18 protein-coding genes are annotated in these 15312 nt (G+C 69.1%); 11 read left to right on the top strand and 7 right to left on the bottom strand.

Translation table 11 applies throughout. The features are described 5' to 3' along the window. Positions 1-11 precede the first annotated feature (11 nt). Positions 12-215, bottom strand: a complete 204-nt coding sequence (locus tag ACZ5IK_RS20775) for a DUF397 domain-containing protein (RefSeq protein WP_465489133.1) — start codon at positions 213-215, stop codon at positions 12-14. Positions 216-357: 142 nt separating this feature from the next. On the opposite strand from ACZ5IK_RS20775, the gene ACZ5IK_RS20770 reads away from it, so the two are divergent. The 3 genes from ACZ5IK_RS20770 to ACZ5IK_RS20760 all read left to right on the top strand — a co-directional run bounded on the left by ACZ5IK_RS20770 (position 358) and on the right by ACZ5IK_RS20760 (position 3697). After that, on the top strand, positions 358-2220 hold the full coding sequence (locus ACZ5IK_RS20770) for a glycoside hydrolase family 9 protein (RefSeq protein ID WP_465489132.1): 1863 nt from the start codon (positions 358-360) through the stop codon (positions 2218-2220). 113 nt (positions 2221-2333) lie between these two features. Further along, on the top strand, positions 2334-3119 hold the full coding sequence (locus ACZ5IK_RS20765) for an LOG family protein (protein WP_465489131.1): 786 nt from the start codon (positions 2334-2336) through the stop codon (positions 3117-3119). Then, entirely contained in the window at positions 3119-3697 is a 579-nt protein-coding gene (locus ACZ5IK_RS20760; RefSeq protein ID WP_465489130.1) for an LOG family protein, read from the top strand. The genes ACZ5IK_RS20765 and ACZ5IK_RS20760 overlap by 1 nt, the downstream gene beginning before the upstream one ends. A gap of 410 nt (positions 3698-4107) precedes the next feature. On the opposite strand, the gene ACZ5IK_RS20755 is transcribed toward ACZ5IK_RS20760, so the two are convergent. Next, positions 4108-4782 (bottom strand): lysophospholipid acyltransferase family protein, encoded by a 675-nt coding sequence (locus ACZ5IK_RS20755; RefSeq protein WP_465489129.1) that lies wholly within the window; start codon positions 4780-4782, stop codon positions 4108-4110. A gap of 51 nt (positions 4783-4833) precedes the next feature. Between ACZ5IK_RS20755 and ACZ5IK_RS20750 the strand changes: the two genes are divergently transcribed. Next, the gene (locus tag ACZ5IK_RS20750; protein ID WP_465489128.1) at positions 4834-5739 is read left to right on the top strand and encodes a glucosyl-3-phosphoglycerate synthase; all 906 of its coding nucleotides are present in this window, start codon (positions 4834-4836) and stop codon (positions 5737-5739) included. On the opposite strand, the gene cydC is transcribed toward ACZ5IK_RS20750, so the two are convergent. Genes cydC through ACZ5IK_RS20730 form a run of 4 tightly spaced genes read right to left on the bottom strand, consistent with a single transcriptional unit; the run spans position 5725 to position 11018 of the window. Further along, entirely contained in the window at positions 5725-7263 is a 1539-nt protein-coding gene (cydC, locus tag ACZ5IK_RS20745) for a thiol reductant ABC exporter subunit CydC (RefSeq protein ID WP_465489127.1), read from the bottom strand. The two genes, ACZ5IK_RS20750 and cydC, sit on opposite strands and share 15 nt — an antisense overlap. Positions 7264-7274: 11 nt before the next feature. Continuing rightward, positions 7275-8834 (bottom strand): thiol reductant ABC exporter subunit CydD, encoded by a 1560-nt coding sequence (gene cydD / locus ACZ5IK_RS20740; protein WP_465489126.1) that lies wholly within the window; start codon positions 8832-8834, stop codon positions 7275-7277. A gap of 9 nt (positions 8835-8843) precedes the next feature. Next, positions 8844-9836 (bottom strand): cytochrome d ubiquinol oxidase subunit II, encoded by a 993-nt coding sequence (locus tag ACZ5IK_RS20735; RefSeq protein ID WP_465489125.1) that lies wholly within the window; start codon positions 9834-9836, stop codon positions 8844-8846. Between the two features lie 3 nt (positions 9837-9839). Then, entirely contained in the window at positions 9840-11018 is a 1179-nt protein-coding gene (locus tag ACZ5IK_RS20730; RefSeq protein WP_465489124.1) for a cytochrome ubiquinol oxidase subunit I, read from the bottom strand. 140 nt (positions 11019-11158) lie between these two features. On the opposite strand from ACZ5IK_RS20730, the gene ACZ5IK_RS20725 reads away from it, so the two are divergent. Genes ACZ5IK_RS20725 through ACZ5IK_RS20695 form a run of 7 tightly spaced genes read left to right on the top strand, consistent with a single transcriptional unit; the run spans position 11159 to position 14775 of the window. Further along, the gene (locus tag ACZ5IK_RS20725; protein ID WP_005155407.1) at positions 11159-11485 is read left to right on the top strand and encodes a helix-turn-helix transcriptional regulator; all 327 of its coding nucleotides are present in this window, start codon (positions 11159-11161) and stop codon (positions 11483-11485) included. Beyond that, positions 11482-12144: a permease prefix domain 1-containing protein gene (locus ACZ5IK_RS20720; RefSeq protein ID WP_465489123.1), complete on the top strand. Its 663-nt coding sequence runs from the start codon at positions 11482-11484 to the stop codon at positions 12142-12144. The genes ACZ5IK_RS20725 and ACZ5IK_RS20720 overlap by 4 nt, the downstream gene beginning before the upstream one ends. Continuing rightward, positions 12141-12797, top strand: coding sequence for a permease prefix domain 1-containing protein (locus tag ACZ5IK_RS20715; protein ID WP_465489122.1), 657 nt, complete (start codon positions 12141-12143; stop codon positions 12795-12797). The genes ACZ5IK_RS20720 and ACZ5IK_RS20715 overlap by 4 nt, the downstream gene beginning before the upstream one ends. Continuing rightward, positions 12794-13468, top strand: coding sequence for a permease prefix domain 1-containing protein (locus ACZ5IK_RS20710; RefSeq protein ID WP_101612467.1), 675 nt, complete (start codon positions 12794-12796; stop codon positions 13466-13468). Before ACZ5IK_RS20715 ends, ACZ5IK_RS20710 begins: the two co-directional genes overlap by 4 nt. Beyond that, the gene (locus tag ACZ5IK_RS20705) at positions 13465-13767 is read left to right on the top strand and encodes a DivIVA domain-containing protein (RefSeq protein WP_101612468.1); all 303 of its coding nucleotides are present in this window, start codon (positions 13465-13467) and stop codon (positions 13765-13767) included. The genes ACZ5IK_RS20710 and ACZ5IK_RS20705 overlap by 4 nt, the downstream gene beginning before the upstream one ends. Further along, complete coding sequence (locus tag ACZ5IK_RS20700) at positions 13764-14213, top strand: SRPBCC family protein (RefSeq protein WP_101612469.1); 450 nt, start codon at positions 13764-13766, stop codon at positions 14211-14213. The genes ACZ5IK_RS20705 and ACZ5IK_RS20700 overlap by 4 nt, the downstream gene beginning before the upstream one ends. Beyond that, on the top strand, positions 14206-14775 hold the full coding sequence (locus ACZ5IK_RS20695) for a DNA-3-methyladenine glycosylase I (protein ID WP_465489121.1): 570 nt from the start codon (positions 14206-14208) through the stop codon (positions 14773-14775). Before ACZ5IK_RS20700 ends, ACZ5IK_RS20695 begins: the two co-directional genes overlap by 8 nt. Here the strand turns inward: ACZ5IK_RS20695 and ACZ5IK_RS20690 are convergent. Continuing rightward, positions 14772-15260, bottom strand: a complete 489-nt coding sequence (locus ACZ5IK_RS20690; RefSeq protein WP_465489120.1) for a DUF6585 family protein — start codon at positions 15258-15260, stop codon at positions 14772-14774. The two genes, ACZ5IK_RS20695 and ACZ5IK_RS20690, sit on opposite strands and share 4 nt — an antisense overlap. Positions 15261-15312: the final 52 nt, after the last annotated feature.

Below are 15312 nucleotides of genomic sequence, written 5' to 3'. Positions count from 1 at the left end.
GGTTTCCGGGGTCAGCCGATCAAGTGGGTGAGCAACGCGGCGAATCCGGTGGCGGGCACCACGAGAACCGGTCTGATCTCGGACGGGAGCTCACGCTGTTTGGTGTCGCGGATGCCGACGAGGTCACCGTCGGTGCCGACTTCGACGCAGGCGTTCTCCTCCCAGTGGGTGTAGCTGGATTTGTGCCAGCCGCTCAGGTGCTCGTTCCAGTTCATCCCGGTGGGATACCCACTGACCGGGTGTCGAATCGTGTGACTTTTGCCCGGCGAATCGGACATATTGACGGCGCGGGTCCCGGCGGCTAGCGTCTTGCGCAATAAAAAGGAAACTTTCTTAACTAATTCGAGCGGGGCGCCGATGATGGTGAGTTCCTGGTCCCGGGCGGTGGCCGCGGTGTCGGCACTGGTCCTCGGGGGTTTGACGGTTCCGGTGGTTTCGGCCGTCGCGGCGGTGCGAGGCGAGGTGCGGGTCGATCAGGTCGGCTACGGCCTCACCGAGACCAAGTACGCCTACCTGCTGTCCAGTGCGCCGGGGTCGTTCTCGGTGGTCGACGAACGCGGCCGGACCGTCCATCGTGGACGGACGGGGCAGTCGCTCGGCGCCTGGAACGCGAAGTACCCGGCGGTGTACCAGCTGGACCTTTCGAAGGTCTGGCTGCCGGGCAAGTACCGGATCGAGGTCAACGGCGAGACCAAGGCGACGTCGCCGACGTTCCGGGTGGACACGAAGGACCGGCTCTTCACGCCGCTCGTCCGCGCCACCAACGAGTTCTTCCAGGCACAGCGCGACGGCGACGACATCGTCCCCGGCCGTCTCGACCGCAAACCGTCGCATCTGGCCGACAAGCAGGCCACGGTGTACGACTGGCCGGTGTTCGTCGGCGAGGGCGGCGACGAGATCGCCGAACCGCTCAAGCCGATCGGCGGGCCGATCGACGTCGAAGGCGGCTGGGTCGACGCGGGCGACTTCGTCAAGTTCACCTCGAACACGGCGTATTCGCTGGCGGAGCTGGGATACGTGCTCCGCGAGGGCTACGACCCGGTGCTGGCCAAGGAGGTCAAACTCGGCCTCGACTGGCTCGACAAGATGTGGGACCAGCAGAGCAAGACGTTGTACGCCCAGGTCGGGATCGGGACGGGCAGCGACAAGTTCGGTTTCCTCGGCGACCACGACGTCTGGCGGAACCCGCACGACGACGACCCGCTCGACGTGAAACCCGGTGACCCCAAGTACTTCGTCAAACACCGGCCCGTCTTCCCGGCGAACCCCGGCGGTTCGGCGCTCAGCCCGAACCTGGCAGGCCGGGTGGCCGCGGCGTTCGCGCTCGGCGCGCAGGTCGAGGCGAAGCGGAACCCGGCACTGGCGCGGAAGTACCTCGCCGAAGCGGCTTCGGTGTTCGCGCAGGCCAAGACGAAGGACGTCGGCGAACTCGTCACCGCCTTCCCGCACGCGTACTACCCGGAATCGTCCTGGCGGGACGACATGGAACTCGGCGCGACGCAGCTCGCCCTGGCGGGCAAGGCGTTGCGGGATCCGAGGTCGGTCGAATGGACGCGGCAGGCGGCGCACTGGGCCAAGGCGTACATCGACCTCGAAGAGAAGAGCACGCTCAACCTGTACGACACCAGCGCGCTGGCGCACGCCGAACTGGCGAAGCTCCTGCGGCACGGTGTCCCGGGTGCCGCGCTCGGCCCGAAGGACCTGATCGGCGACCTGCGGCGTCAGCTCGACGAGGGGGTCGCGAACGCGGCGAAGAGTCCTTTCCGGACGGCTGTCTCGGTCAAGGACTTCGACGCCGCCAGCAAGAGCTTCGGGTTCGCCGCGACCGAGCGGCTGTACGCGGACGTGACCGGTGACCGGAAGTACGCGGCGTTCGGTTCACAGCAGCGGAACTTCACCCTCGGCGCGAACGCGTGGGGTGTCTCGCTGGTCGTCGGCGTCGGCACGACGTCGCCGAAGTGCCCGCACCACCAGGCGGCGAACCTCGCGGGTGAGCAGAAAGTGCTCTACGGCGCGGTCGTGAATGGACCGAACGGGGCGGAACACTTCGCGGACCTGCCGTTCCCGGCCGGGGCGAAGGAGTGCACGAAGCCGTACGACGCCTTCGACACGACCGAGTCCCGCTACACCGACGACCTCGCCTCCTGGCCGAGCAACGAGCCCGCCATCGACTTCACCTCGACGGCCATGCTCGCGTTCGCGCTGACCGGACGCTCCTAACTGCTTTCGCGGGGCCCGCTCTCTCGGGCGGGCCCCGCGTTCGCGAATCCGACAACTCCTGTTCGCGGCGATGCTGCCGCTCCGGACGGTGACGACGTCGTAGTCTTGGTTGGGTGAGTGAGACAAGCGAGTTCCCCGACGGCCAGTACCCGGAACGTCCGATCGAACGCCACAAGGGCCCGGTCGTACTGCGGCGGGATCGCCGTGACCAGGGCAGCACCACCGACCAGCGCCTGCTGGACTCGCGGGGACCGAGTGACTGGGTGCACACCGACCCGTGGCGCGTGCTGCGGATCCAGGCGGAGTTCGTCGAGGGCTTCGGCGCGCTGGCCGAGGTGCCGCGCGCGGTGACCGTGTTCGGTTCGGCACGGACCAAACGGGACCACCCGGAGTACGAGCTCGGCCGCAAGATCGGCGGCGCGCTCGCGAACGCGGGCTTCGCGGTGATGACCGGCGGCGGCCCCGGCGCGATGGAAGCGGTGAACCGCGGCGCGAACGAGGCGGGCGGGTTCTCCGTCGGCCTCGGCATCGAACTGCCGTTCGAGCAGGGCCTGAACCCGTGGGTCGACCTGGGCGTCAACTTCCGGTACTTCTTCGCGCGCAAGACGATGTTCATCAAGTACTCGCAGGCGTTCATCTGCCTGCCCGGCGGCTTCGGCACGCTCGACGAGCTGTTCGAGGCGCTCACGCTGGTGCAGACGAAGAAGGTCACGAAGTTCCCGGTCGTGCTGTTCGGCAAGGACTACTGGGGTGGCCTGTACGACTGGATCGCCAAGACGCTGGTCGCCGAGGGCAAGATCAGTGAGAAGGACCTCGACCTGCTGCACGTCACGGACGACATCGACGACGCCGTGCAGGTCGTCCAGGACTCGTACCAGGCATGGGAGGACACCCACTGATGGCTGCTCCGCGCAGGGTATGCGTTTTCTGCGGCTCCTCGATGGGCTTCGACCCGCGCTATGCCGATGAGGCACGGGCGCTGGGCACTCTGCTGGCTTCGCGCGGGATCGGGCTCGTCTACGGCGGCGCCTCGGTCGGGACCATGGGCGTCGTCGCGGACGCCGCGCTGGCCGCGGGCGGCGAGGTGATCGGCGTGATCCCGGAGGCGCTCGGCAGCGTCGAGATCGCGCACGCCGGCCTGACCGAACTGCACGTCGTCGCCGACATGCACCAGCGGAAGGCGAAGATGGCCGCGCTGTCCGACGGCTTCCTCGCGCTGCCCGGTGGGGCGGGGACGCTGGAGGAGCTGTTCGAGGTCTGGACGTGGGCGCAGCTCGGGCTGCACGAGAAGCCGATCGGGCTGGTCGACGTCGGCGGGTACTACGCGCCGCTGCTGAAGTTCGCCGACCACATGGTGTCGGAAGGCTTCCTGTCGGCGGGGTACCGGGACATGCTCTCGATCGACTCGGACGCTTCTTCGCTTCTGGACGGCTTCGCGGACTACGTCGCTCCTCCACGCCCTAAGTGGGCTAAGTAAGTCCGTGAAGGGCCCCTTGAGGGACCTAGGGTCCGTGAGGGACTCCTTAAGGGACTTCCGAGGCTGTGTCACTGCCGCGCCTCGCCCTTGAAGTACGTGAAGGGGGCCTTCACGTACTTGGGAAGGTATGAAGGTCGAGTTTCTTCGGCTGAGCCGAGGGAAGGGGTCCTTCACGCGCGGCCTTTGTGACTGCTGATGCGCCTGGGGCGAACGTGGCGATCCGCAAGTCCGTGAAGGCCTCAGACGCCCGTCGCTCGCACCGGACCGCTACTCACCGAGGGCCGCGGGGGAGCAAGGGGCCTTTGCTATCGCCGGGCCCGGGCGCCGCAGCGAGTGTCATGAAAGGGGCTTTCAGGACGAAAAATGTCCTGAAAGCCCCTTTCATGACACATGAGCAGGAAATCCCAGCCTCAGGCGGCGCTTTGGTCAGGGCGTTTGTGGTACGAGTCCACGTACTCCTGCCCCGAAAGCTCCAGGATCGCGTACATGATCTCGTCGGTCACCGAGCGCCGGATCGCCGGTGACGAGTCCTGCCCCTCGTACCGCGAGAAGTCCAGAGGCGTGCCGTAGGTGACCGTGATCTTCGCGCGCCGCGGGATCCGTTTCCCGGCGGGCTGCAGGTCTTCGGTGCCGGCCAGGGCGACGGGGACGACCTTCGCGCCGGTCGCCAGCGCCAGGGCCGCGACACCGGTGTGGCCGCGGTGCAGCCGTCCGTCCAGCGAGCGGGTGCCCTCGGGGTAGATCGCGAACGCGCCACCCGCGTCGAGCACCTTCCGCGCCGCTTCCAGCGCGGCGAGACCGGCCTGCGCGTTGCCGCGTTCGACCGGGACGTAGCCGAGGCCGCCCAGGAAACCGGCCATCATTTTGCCCCTGAGCCCGCGGCCGGTGAAGTACTCCGCCTTGCCGAGGAACTTGACCTGCCGCATCGCCGTGAAAGTGATCACGCCGGTGTCCAGGGCCGCCCGGTGGTTGGGTGCCAGGAGCACCGGCCCCTCGGCGGGGATGTTCTCCACGCCGCGGATCTCGGGGCGGTACAGGGCCCTGACCAGCGGACCGAGTACGAAACGGACGAGTAGCGGTAGCAAGGTTCCTCCATCGACGGGGTGTCGGACTCCAGCATGGCACGATCACTACTCATGAGTTGGTTCGAACGGCGTACGTGGCAGAACCCCGGTTGGACGCTCGACGACATCGTCGCTGCGAAGGGTGACCGGACGGTTTCGGTCGTGCTACCGGCACTCGACGAACAGGACACCGTCGCCGAGGTCGTCGGCACGGTCCGCCCGTTGCTGGGCACGGTCGTCGACGAGCTGGTCGTGATGGATTCCGGGTCCACCGACGCCACCGCCGAGCTCGCCGCCCGCGCCGGCGCGCGGGTGGTGCACCGCGAGGACGTGCTTCCCGGGCTGCCGCCGGTGCCGGGCAAGGGCGAGGTGCTGTGGCGGTCGCTGGCCGCGACGACCGGCGACGTCGTCGTGTTCCTCGATTCCGACCTCGTCGACCCGGACCCGGCCTTCGTGCCGACCCTGCTCGGGCCGCTGCTCTGTGAAGACGGCGTCCACCTGGTCAAGGGGTTCTACCGGCGGCCGCTGCGGCTGGAGAGCAGCGGCGGCGGCCGGGTCACCGAGTTGCTGGCGCGGCCGGTCCTTTCGGCGCTGCGCCCGTCGCTGTCGGCGCTCATCCAGCCTTTGGGTGGCGAGTACGCCGCGACGCGTGAGTTCCTCGAGTCCGTGCCCTTCGCGGCCGGGTACGGCGTCGAGATCGGGCTCATCCTCGACGCCGAAGCGCGCTACGGCCTCGAAGGGCTCGCGCAGGTCAACCTCGGCGTACGCAAGCATCGCAACCGTTCGCTGCTCCAGCTGGGCGTGATGGCCCGGCAGATCCTCGGGACGGCGCTCGCGCGCTGTGGCGTCAAGTCGGACGACCCGGCCCAGCTCACCCAATTCGTGCAAGTAGAGGACGAATGGCTGCCGGAGGTGGCCGAGGTGTCGATCAGCGACCGGCCACCGATGCGGGAAGTGCGCGGCCTAACCGAGTCGTAGCACCTCATCGAAGCCCTCCACGTGCGCTTCACGATGCGTCACGAGGACGACGGTGCCGCGCGCGGCCGCGAGCACGTCCGCCAGGACGGCGTCGCCGTGTTCCGGGTCCAGCCCCTCGACCGGCTCGTCCAGCACCAGGACCGGCGGCGCGGCCAGCACCGCCCGCGCGAGCACGAGCCGCTGGCGTTGCCCTCCTGACAGAGCGTCGCCGTCGGAACCGGCTTCGCGATCCAGCGGCAGGTCGAAACCCGCCGTCGCGCAGGCGGCGAGCAACTCGGCGTCCGAAGAACCGGGCTTCGCGAGCAGCAGGTTCTCCCGGACCGTCGTGTGGAAGACGTGCGCGTCCGCGAGCGCGCCCGAAACCACCGACGGCAGCAGCACCGGGTCGTAGCCGTCCAGCGGCTTTCCGTTCAGCAGAGCGCGCCCGGAGGTCGGCGCCACGGATCCCAGCAGCACGTTCAGCAGCGTCGTCTTCCCGGCGCCGCTCGGCCCGAGGATCCCGACCCGTTTGCCCGGTGGCAGATCGAGGTCGACGCCGTCCAGCGCCGGAGCCCTGCCTTCAAAGACAACGCCGACGCCTTCGAGCCGCAGGTGTCCCGGTTCGGGCACCAGCGTCCCGCGCGCGGGAGCGGGCTCGGTCAGCAGCGCGCGCACCCGGCCCGCCGACGCCCGGACCTCGACCCAGCGCTGGGCGGCGGCGGTCAGCGGGAGGACCAGCTCGAACACGGTCAGCGCGCCGAGGGCCAGCGCGGCGGTCAGCGGCGGCGAAACCCCGGCGGTCAGCGCGATCGTGACGCAGGTCAGCAGCTGGACGAGCATCCCGGACGCGGTCAGCAGGCTGGTCCGGTTCGCCGTCGCCCGGTCCCGGACGGCGAGCGCGTCGACGGCGGTGTGCGCGGCGTCCACAGTGGACTCGTGCACGCCGTAGGCGATCAGCTCCCGTCGCCCGGTGACGAGCTCGACCGCGCGTTCGGCGAGATCGGCTCGCGCTGGAGCGCTTTCCTCCGCCGCCGCGCGAGTGATCCGCACGCACAACCACGGCAGCCCGATCCCCGCGACGACGAGCCCGAGCGCCAGCACCAGACCGGCCGTCGGGCTGACGATCAGGGCGAACGTGGTCGACACGATGCCCACGAAGGCGGCGACCCCGGCGGGCAGCAGGCAGCGCAGGATCGCGTCCTGCACGGCGTCCACATCGGACACCAGACGCGTGACGAGGTCACCGCCGGAATGCCGGGAAACCCGGTGCGGCAGCAACGACGTGTACACGCGGGTCCGCAAGGCGCCGAGATACCGCAGGACGACTTCGTGCCCGGCGAGCCGTTCCGCGTAGCGCAGCCCGCCGCGCAGCAACGCCAGCGTCCGGACGGCGACGATCGCCACCGTGAGCGACGCCAGCGGCGGCTGCTCGGCCGCCTTCAGCAGCAGCCACGCGGCGGTGGCCATCAGCGCCAGGCCCGCCAGTTCCGCACCGGCCGCGATCAGCCCGGCGCGGACCAGCCGGACGACGTCCTTCGCGGACACACCCCAGACCTTCACACCAGTTCCCGTTCTCTTGCGGCGCCATCGCGGACTTCGAGGACGCGGACGGCCAGCGCGGCCATCGCGGGCCGGTGCGCCACGAGTACCGCGGTCCGGCCGGTGAGCAGTTCGCGGGTCGCGGCCAGCACGGCCGCCTCGGTTTCCGCGTCGAGCCGGGCGGTCGGTTCGTCGAGCAGCACCAGCCCCGCTTCCGTGCGGGCCAGCGCCCTGGCGAGGCCGAGCCGTTGCCGCTGCCCGGCGGAAAGCGGCGCGCCCAGTTCCCCGATCCGGGTCCGGTAGCCGTCGGGCAGGCCCCGCACGACCTCGTCGAACGCCGCCGCGCGGGCCGCCGCCTGGACGTCCGGCACCTGGCCCATGGCGATGTTCTCCTCCACGGTGCCGGTGAACAACGTCGGCCGCTGCGGCACCCACGTCATCCCGGCCCGCCACGGCGCCGGATCCAGTTCGCGCAGGTCGACGCCGTCGATGAGGACCCGGCCGGACGTCGGCGTGACGAAGCCCAGCAGCACCGCCAGCAACGTGCTCTTCCCGGAACCACTGGGACCGACGAGCGCGACGTGCTCGCCCGCCTCGATCGTCATGTCCACTTCGGACAGAACGGTCTCCTCGCCGTACGCGACGCCCACCTTCTCCAGCACGATCCGCGGCGCACCCCGGCGGGCCGCCTGCGAACCCCGGACGATCTCCTCCGCGGGAACGGCCAGCGCCTCCTTCAGCGTCGCGAGCCCTTCCGCGCTGGCGTGGAACTTCGCCCCGGCCGCCCGCAACGGCAGATAGGCCTCGGGCGCGAGCAGCAGGACCAGCACCGCGGTGTGCACGACCATCCCGCCTTCCAGCAGGCGGAACCCGATCGGCACCGCCACGAGCGCCACCGACAGCGTCGCCACCAGTTCCAGCACCAGCGCGGACAGAAACGCGACCCGCAGCGTGCGCATCGTCGCGTCCGTATGCGCGTCCGCCATCGCCCGCACGGTCTTGGCCTGCGCCTCGGCGCGGCCGAACACCTTGAGCGTGCCGAGCCCGCGGACGACGTCGAGGAAATGCCCGCCCAGCTTGGAAAGCAGCGCCCACTGCTTGGCCGTCTTCGTCTTCGTGTGCTGGCCGACCAGGATCGCGAACACCGGGATCAGCGGCAGCGTCGCGGTGATGATCAGCGCCGACGCCAGATCCGCGGCGAACAGCCGGACGAGCACCGCGACCGGCACGATCGCCGACAGCACCACCGTCGGCAGATAGCCCGTCAGGTAGGCGTCGCCCGCGTCGATTCCTTTGGTCACCAGCGTCGCGACTTCACCGGGCTTTTCCGCTTCCGCGCCGAGAAGCCGTTTGCGCAGCCCGGCTTTGACCGTCGCCGCGAACCGGCCGCCGATGGAACCCTGGACGCCCGCGAGCAGCACCCGGACCGCGACGGCGGCCGCGAGCGTCCAGGTGACACCGCCGCCGGTCAGCAGTGTCGCGAGGCCGTCCGCCTGGACGAGGATCGCCGCGGCGGTCAGTGTTCCGAGGACGGCCAGCACGCCGAAATGGCGTCGCAGTCCGGGAAGGGGAGGCATCTCAGGCTCCTAGAAGTGCAGCAACGAGCGCTGGTCGACCCGGTCGCCGTGCCTGCGCCAGGTCACCCACTGCACGGCGGCGATCGCGACCAGCGCGGGCGGCAGGACGAAAGTGAGCAGACCGAGCATCTCGCTACTGGTGGCCGCTTCCGTCAGGCTCAGCGAAAACCCTCCGTCCATAGAGGACACAAGCGCGTCCGGCAAGCGCAGTGTCCCGACGGTCAGCACCGGCGACGCGGACAGGACCATCGTCGCGATCAGCGCCGCCTTGTGCCGACCCGCGCGCAGTGCCGCGGACGCGACACCCCACGCGCCGAACGCCAGCACGATCGCGGGCAGCACGGTCCACGACGCGGTGGTTTCGACGGCGCCCCAGCCGACCGCCACGACCAGGAACGCGAGCGCGGGCGCGAGCAGGGCCTTGGCGATCCGGTTCGCGCGGGCGGTGAAGTCGGCGGGCGCCCGGACGGCGAGGAAAGCCGCTCCCTGCAAGGCGAACAGCGCGACGAACCCGGCACCCCAGACCAGCGCGTACGGATCGAACACGGCGAGGACACCGCCGGTCGGCCGCCCGGCGGCGTCGAGCGGGAGCCCGAGGACGAGGTTGCCGAGGAACACGCCCCAGGACACCGCCGTCACCCAGGCGCCGACGGTGATCGCCAGCGTCCAGGCACCGCGGCCGGCGTCCGGCCGCCTGCTGCGCAACTGCACCGCCGCGGTGAACGCGACCAGCCCGAGCAACAGGGTGACGACCGGGAGATAAGCCCCGGAGAACACTTTTCCTTCCAGATGCGGGAATGCGCCGAACAGGACGCCGACCGCGGCCACCAGCCAGACCTCGTTGGCCAGGAAGAACGGGCCGAAGGCGCCGAGGACGCGCCGTCGTCCTTCCTCGTCACGGCTGAGCCTGCCGAGCAGCATCCCGACGCCGTAGTCGTACCCCGCCAGCGCGAAATAGCCGGAGATCAGGAAACCGAGCACACACCACCACAGGATCACCATGGGTCAGACTCCGCTCAGGACGGGAAGTTCGGCACGAGGCGGCGCCGCCTCTTCTTCGGGTTCCGGGCCGCGTTTGGCGACCCGTGACATCAGCACCCAGTCGGCGATCGCGAGCGTCGCGAACAGCACCGTGAACGCGATGAAGGAGAACAGGATCTGGCCCGCCGGGATCGACGCGACGGCGTCGGCGGTGGTCAGCTGCCCGCGGATCAGCCACGGCTGCCTGCCGATCTCCCGCACCAGCCAGCCGGAGATCGCGGCGAAGAACGGCAGCGGAATGGCCGGCACCATCAGGTACAGCAACGGCCGCACCTTGGTGATCCAGTTCCGGAACAACAGCAGCGTGCCGAGGATCGAGGCAAGGAAGGCGATGAAGCCGATCTGGATCATGAGCCCCAGCGGGGCGCCGACCAGCGGTTCCGGTGATTCGAGCTTGCCGGGGTGGTACTCCCCGAGCGGGCCGAACTGGGCGAAGCCGAAGCCGATCACCATCGTGCTGCCGACCAGCGAGGTGAGCACGCCGATCCGCATGGAGGTCCGGAAGAACTCGATCTCCTCGGTGCGCTTGATGAAGTGGTACGCGCTGACGCCGACCACGAAGAAACCGCCGGTCATGAGCGCCGCGCTCAGCACGTGCGGCAGCGACATCGCCAGCGCCGGGTTGGTGAACAGCGCACCGAAGTCGTCGAGTTTCAGTACACCGTTCTCGGCATGTGTGCCGACCGGGTTCTGCAGGAACGAATTGGCCACCATGATGAACAGCGCCGAGGCGTACGCGGTCAGCGTGACCAGCCAGATCAGGGTCAGGTGGACCCATTTGTTCAGCCGCCCCCAGCCGAAGATCCACAGCCCCAGGAAGGTCGATTCGGCGAAGAACGCCACCAGCGTCTCGATGGCCAGCGGGGCGCCGAAGACATCGCCCGCGACCGTGGACAAGCCTGTCCAGGTCAGCCCGAACTGGAATTCCATCACGATTCCGGTGACGATTCCCAGCGCGTAATTGATCACGTAGAGTCTGCCCCAGAAACGGGTCATCCGCATCAGTTCCGGCTTGCCGCCGAATGCGGAGCGTGTCTGCATCACCGCGACGAGTGTCACGAGCCCCAGCGTGAGCAGAACGAACAGGAAGTGGAACGAGGTCGTCGTCGCGAACTGGAGTCTCGCGATCGGGAGTGCGTCCATGCCGATGCACTGTATACGTAGGCTGGCTACATGTAGGCACGAAATCTATGATTTAAGGGTGATCTCCGGGACATTCCCTGAGGTGGCCCCCGGAAAGACCCGGCTACCCTGGTAGGCGGCGATGTGTAGACTGTCTATCTATGAAGGCCGACAGCCTGCGCGGGCACCTCGACGCGCTGCTCCTCGCCGTCCTCGACGGCCGGAAGCTGCACGGGTACGCCATCATCGAGGCGCTCCAGCTCCGCAGTGACGGTGCGCTCGACCTGCCGACGGGCACCGTCTACCCGGCGCTTCGCCGGTTGGAGCGCGCCGGGTTCCTCGCCAGCGAATGGGACGTCGTGTCCGGGCGCAAACGTCGTACGTACAAGCTCACCCGCTCCGGGCAGAAGGCGCTGGCGGCGGAACGGGCCGAATGGCAGGAGTTCACCACCGTGATCGGTGGTGTCCTCGGGGGGAGCACGGCATGAGCGCCATCGAGGCCTACCTCGGCGATCTGGACAGACGGTTGAGCGGATCGGCGGGGGCCAAGGCCGATCTGCTCACCGAAGCGAGAGATGGTCTTTCCGACGCGGCCGAGGCTTATCGCGAGGGCGGTGCCTGCCAGGGGGACGCCGAGCGGCGCGCCGTCGCGGACTTCGGCCCGGCCGGCCTGATCGCCCGTGACTACCAGGCCGAACTGGCCTTGCGCGGCGACATCGGCACTCTGTGGAAGGTCATCGTCGGTGTCCCGCTGTTCCAGGTGAGCTGGGAGCTGGCACGGCTCTGGACCTACGGGGACTGGGACAACCTGGGAATGCCCCCGGAGTGGTACCTGTCCGTCATCGAACTCTTCGGCATCCTGGTCATCGTTTCGCCCCTGGTCGGAGCCGTCGCGCTGTTCGGCGCCCGACGGCTGGGGCGCAGGCTCGACAGCGTGCGGCTGGGGAAGGTGACGCGGTGGACGGTGGGCGCCGCGACGATCACGAACCTTGTGGCGCTGCTACTGCTCACCGTGGGCACCTCGGTCCTCGACCCGTCCAGGATGAACATGAGCCTGCTGTGCAACGTCCTGGCGATCGGCTGGGCGGTGTTCAGTTTCTGGCTGCTCCCGGCGGTCTTCCGGTCCCGGCCCCTGGCCGTCGCATGAGCGCCATCGAGGCCTACGTCGGCGACCTGGACAGGCGGTTGAGCGGGCCCGCGGGGGCCAAGGCCGATCTGCTCACCGAGGCGAGAGACGGTCTGATCGACGCGGCCGAGGCCTACCGCACGGGCGGCTTCGACGAGGCGGACGCGGAACGCCGTGCCGTCGACGACTTCGGCCCGGCCGACCTGATCGCCCGGGACTACCAGGCGGAACTGGGACTACGGCGCGACATCCGCGTCCTGTGGGAGCTGATCGTCGGTGTCCCGCTGCTGATCCTCGCGTGGGATCTCGCGCGCGTGCTGAGCTCCGGCGGCTGGTCGCGGTTGGGGCAGCCGCCGGTTTGGTACTACCGCGCGATCGGCCTTGCCGACGTGCTGGCCGCGCTGTCCCCGATCGTCGCGATCGGCGGGCTGATCGTCGCCCGGCTGCTCTCGCGGCGGCGGGAAGGGCCGTTCATCGCTCGCGTGGTCTCGTGGTCGCTGGCCGCGGCGGTGGGGCTGAACCTTCTCGCGGTCACGACGTACGGCGGTGCGACAGGGTTCCTGGAGCCCGCCCGGCTGCTCGTCAGCGTGCCGTGCGCGGTCCTGTCCGGAACGTGGATCCTGTTCAGCCTGCGGCTCACGGTCGCCGCGCGGAGCCGGAGAATCACGGCATGACGGTGATCGAGGCCTACCTCGGTGAGCTGCGCACGCGGCTGGACGGCCCGGCGTCGGCGAAGCGGGATCTGCTGCGCGAGGCGCGGGACGGGCTCAACGACGCCGCCGACGCCTACCGGGAGGGCGGCTGGAGCGAGCACGACGCGCAACGGCGTGCCGTCGACGACTTCGGGCCGGTGCACCTGATCGCGCGGGACTACCAGGCCGAACTGGGCATGAACAGCGGGACCCGCACCCTGTGGAAGCTGATCCTCGGGGTGCCGTTGATGCAGCTGGCCTGGGAGTTCGCCCGCAAGTGGACGTTCGGCGACTGGTCGCAGCTCGCGACGCCGACACCGGGTTGGTACAAGTACGTCGCCCAGTTCACCCACGGCTCGGTGTTCGTCGTGCCGCTGCTGGGGGTGTTCGCGCTCGTCTGCATGCGCTGGCTCTCCCGGCGGATGGACGGGAGACGGCTGGTCAGGACCGCGGGCGTGCTGATCGGCGAGGCCGTCGGGCTGAACCTGTTTTCGGTGGCGCTGCTGGTGTTCGCCACCGGGCTCATCGACGCGTCACGGCTGTTCCTGTCGGTGCCGTGCGGGATCCTGATGGTGCTTTGGGTGGTGGTCAGCGTGCGACTCGCGCTGCTGGCGAGACGATCGTGGCGTTCGTGTGCCACGATCGTGCCGTGACGACCGCCCTGATCTATCTCGTAGTCATGCTGCTGGTGGCCGCGGTGGTGTTCCTGCTGGCCGCCGTGGTGTTCGGCAGGGGTGAGGAACTGGCCCCGCTGCCCCCGGGCGGCTCGCCGACCAGGCTGCCCGCCGAGGACATCACCGCCGAGGACGTCTACGCCGTCCGCTACCAGATGGTGCTGCGCGGGTACAAGATGTCCGAAGTGGACTGGGTGATGCGGCGGCTCGGCGTCGAGCTCGAGGAACTGCGGTCCAGGGTGGCCGAACTGGAAGCCGAGCGCGAGGGCGCCAGGTGACCGATGTCGTCGTCTCCGTCGACGTCGGGGTACCGGCCGGGACGGCTTGGCTCGCCCTGACCGACTGGGAACGCCAAGGCGAATGGATGCTCGGCACCGAGGTCAAGGTCGTCGAGGGCAACGGGCGCAGTGTCGGCTCGAAGCTGTCGGCCTTCACCGGCGTCGCCGGGATCGGGTTCACCGACACCATGGAGATCACCAGCTGGGAGCCGCCGCTGCGCTGCGTCGTGCGGCATCTCGGCAAGATCGTGCAGGGCACCGGGGTCTTCCAGGTGATCGAGAAGGGGCCGCATTCGTCGACGTTCGTCTGGGCGGAGCATCTGCGGCCGCCGTTCGGCGTCGTCGGACGGCTCGGCTGGCCGGTCGCGAAACCGGGATTCGAGCTGGGACTGCGGCTGTGCCTGCAGAAATTCGTGAAGTACGCGGAGGGGTACCGGGTTGGCTGAGGCGGGTCTGCTGGGCGCGGACGGGATCAAGCGGTGCTCATGGGGCAACTCCGCCCCGGACTACATCGAGTACCACGACACCGAATGGGGCGTGCCGCTTCACGGTGACGAGGAGTTGTACGAACGCCTGTGCCTGGAGTCCTTCCAGTCCGGGCTTTCCTGGATCACGATCCTGCGGAAGCGGGAGTCGTTCCGGAAGGCGTTCAAGAAGTTCAAGCCGAAGAAGGTCGCCGTCTTCACCGACGACGACGTCGAACGGCTGATGCAGGACGCGTCGATCGTGCGGAACCGGGCGAAGATCCTGGCGGCGATCAACAACGCCAGGGCGATCGAGGAACTGGACGGTTCGCTGGACGACCTGCTGTGGTCGTTCGCGCCGTCACGGCAGAAGCGGCCGCGCACGATGGCGGACGTCCCGGCGATCACCGACGAGTCGAAGGCGATGGCGAAGGAACTCAAGAAGCGCGGCTTCGCGTTCCTGGGGCCGACGACCTGCTACGCGCTGATGCAGGCGACGGGGATGGTCGACGACCACGTGAAGGAGTGCTTCCGGGCGGGTTAGGCGCTGCTGCGGCGGTGGAGGTCTTCGGACAGCCGTTGCAGCTTCCGGTAGCTGCCGTCGAACTCGATCGTTCCGCCGTCACACAGCTCGATCACGCACTTCGCGACGTAGGCGACGGGGATGAAGTTCAGCCAGTGCTCGACGCTCTCGTAGCGCACCGCGCGGACTTCGTCCCAGGTGATCGCGTGCGGGATCTTGCGCCCGTAGACCTCCGCGAAGCCACCGGTGAAGACGTAGACCCCGCCGTCGAGGCGTTTCCACGTGGAGTAGCACCACGGGACGAACAGCAGTGGCCACACGAACAACAGGATGGCCAGTGTCTTCACCAGGTCGCCGTCGAGCGTGCCGATGAGGATCCCGCCCACCAGCGGGACGAACGCGAAGAAGGTGCCGACGACGCCCGGCCTGCGGCGATAACGGCGGAGGCATTCGCCGAGGTCGTGCTCCGCGGCTCTCGCCTGGAGGTGGGCCGGGATCGGGGTCACCGCCGAACTTTATCCGCTCAGGCTCGGTACCGGTCCCGAGTGTCAGGAAAGG

This window comes from Amycolatopsis sp. NPDC031561, from assembly GCF_055580625.1.
Note: the sequence above shows the minus strand (reverse complement) of the source record. Positions and strands in the feature narration are given on the sequence as shown.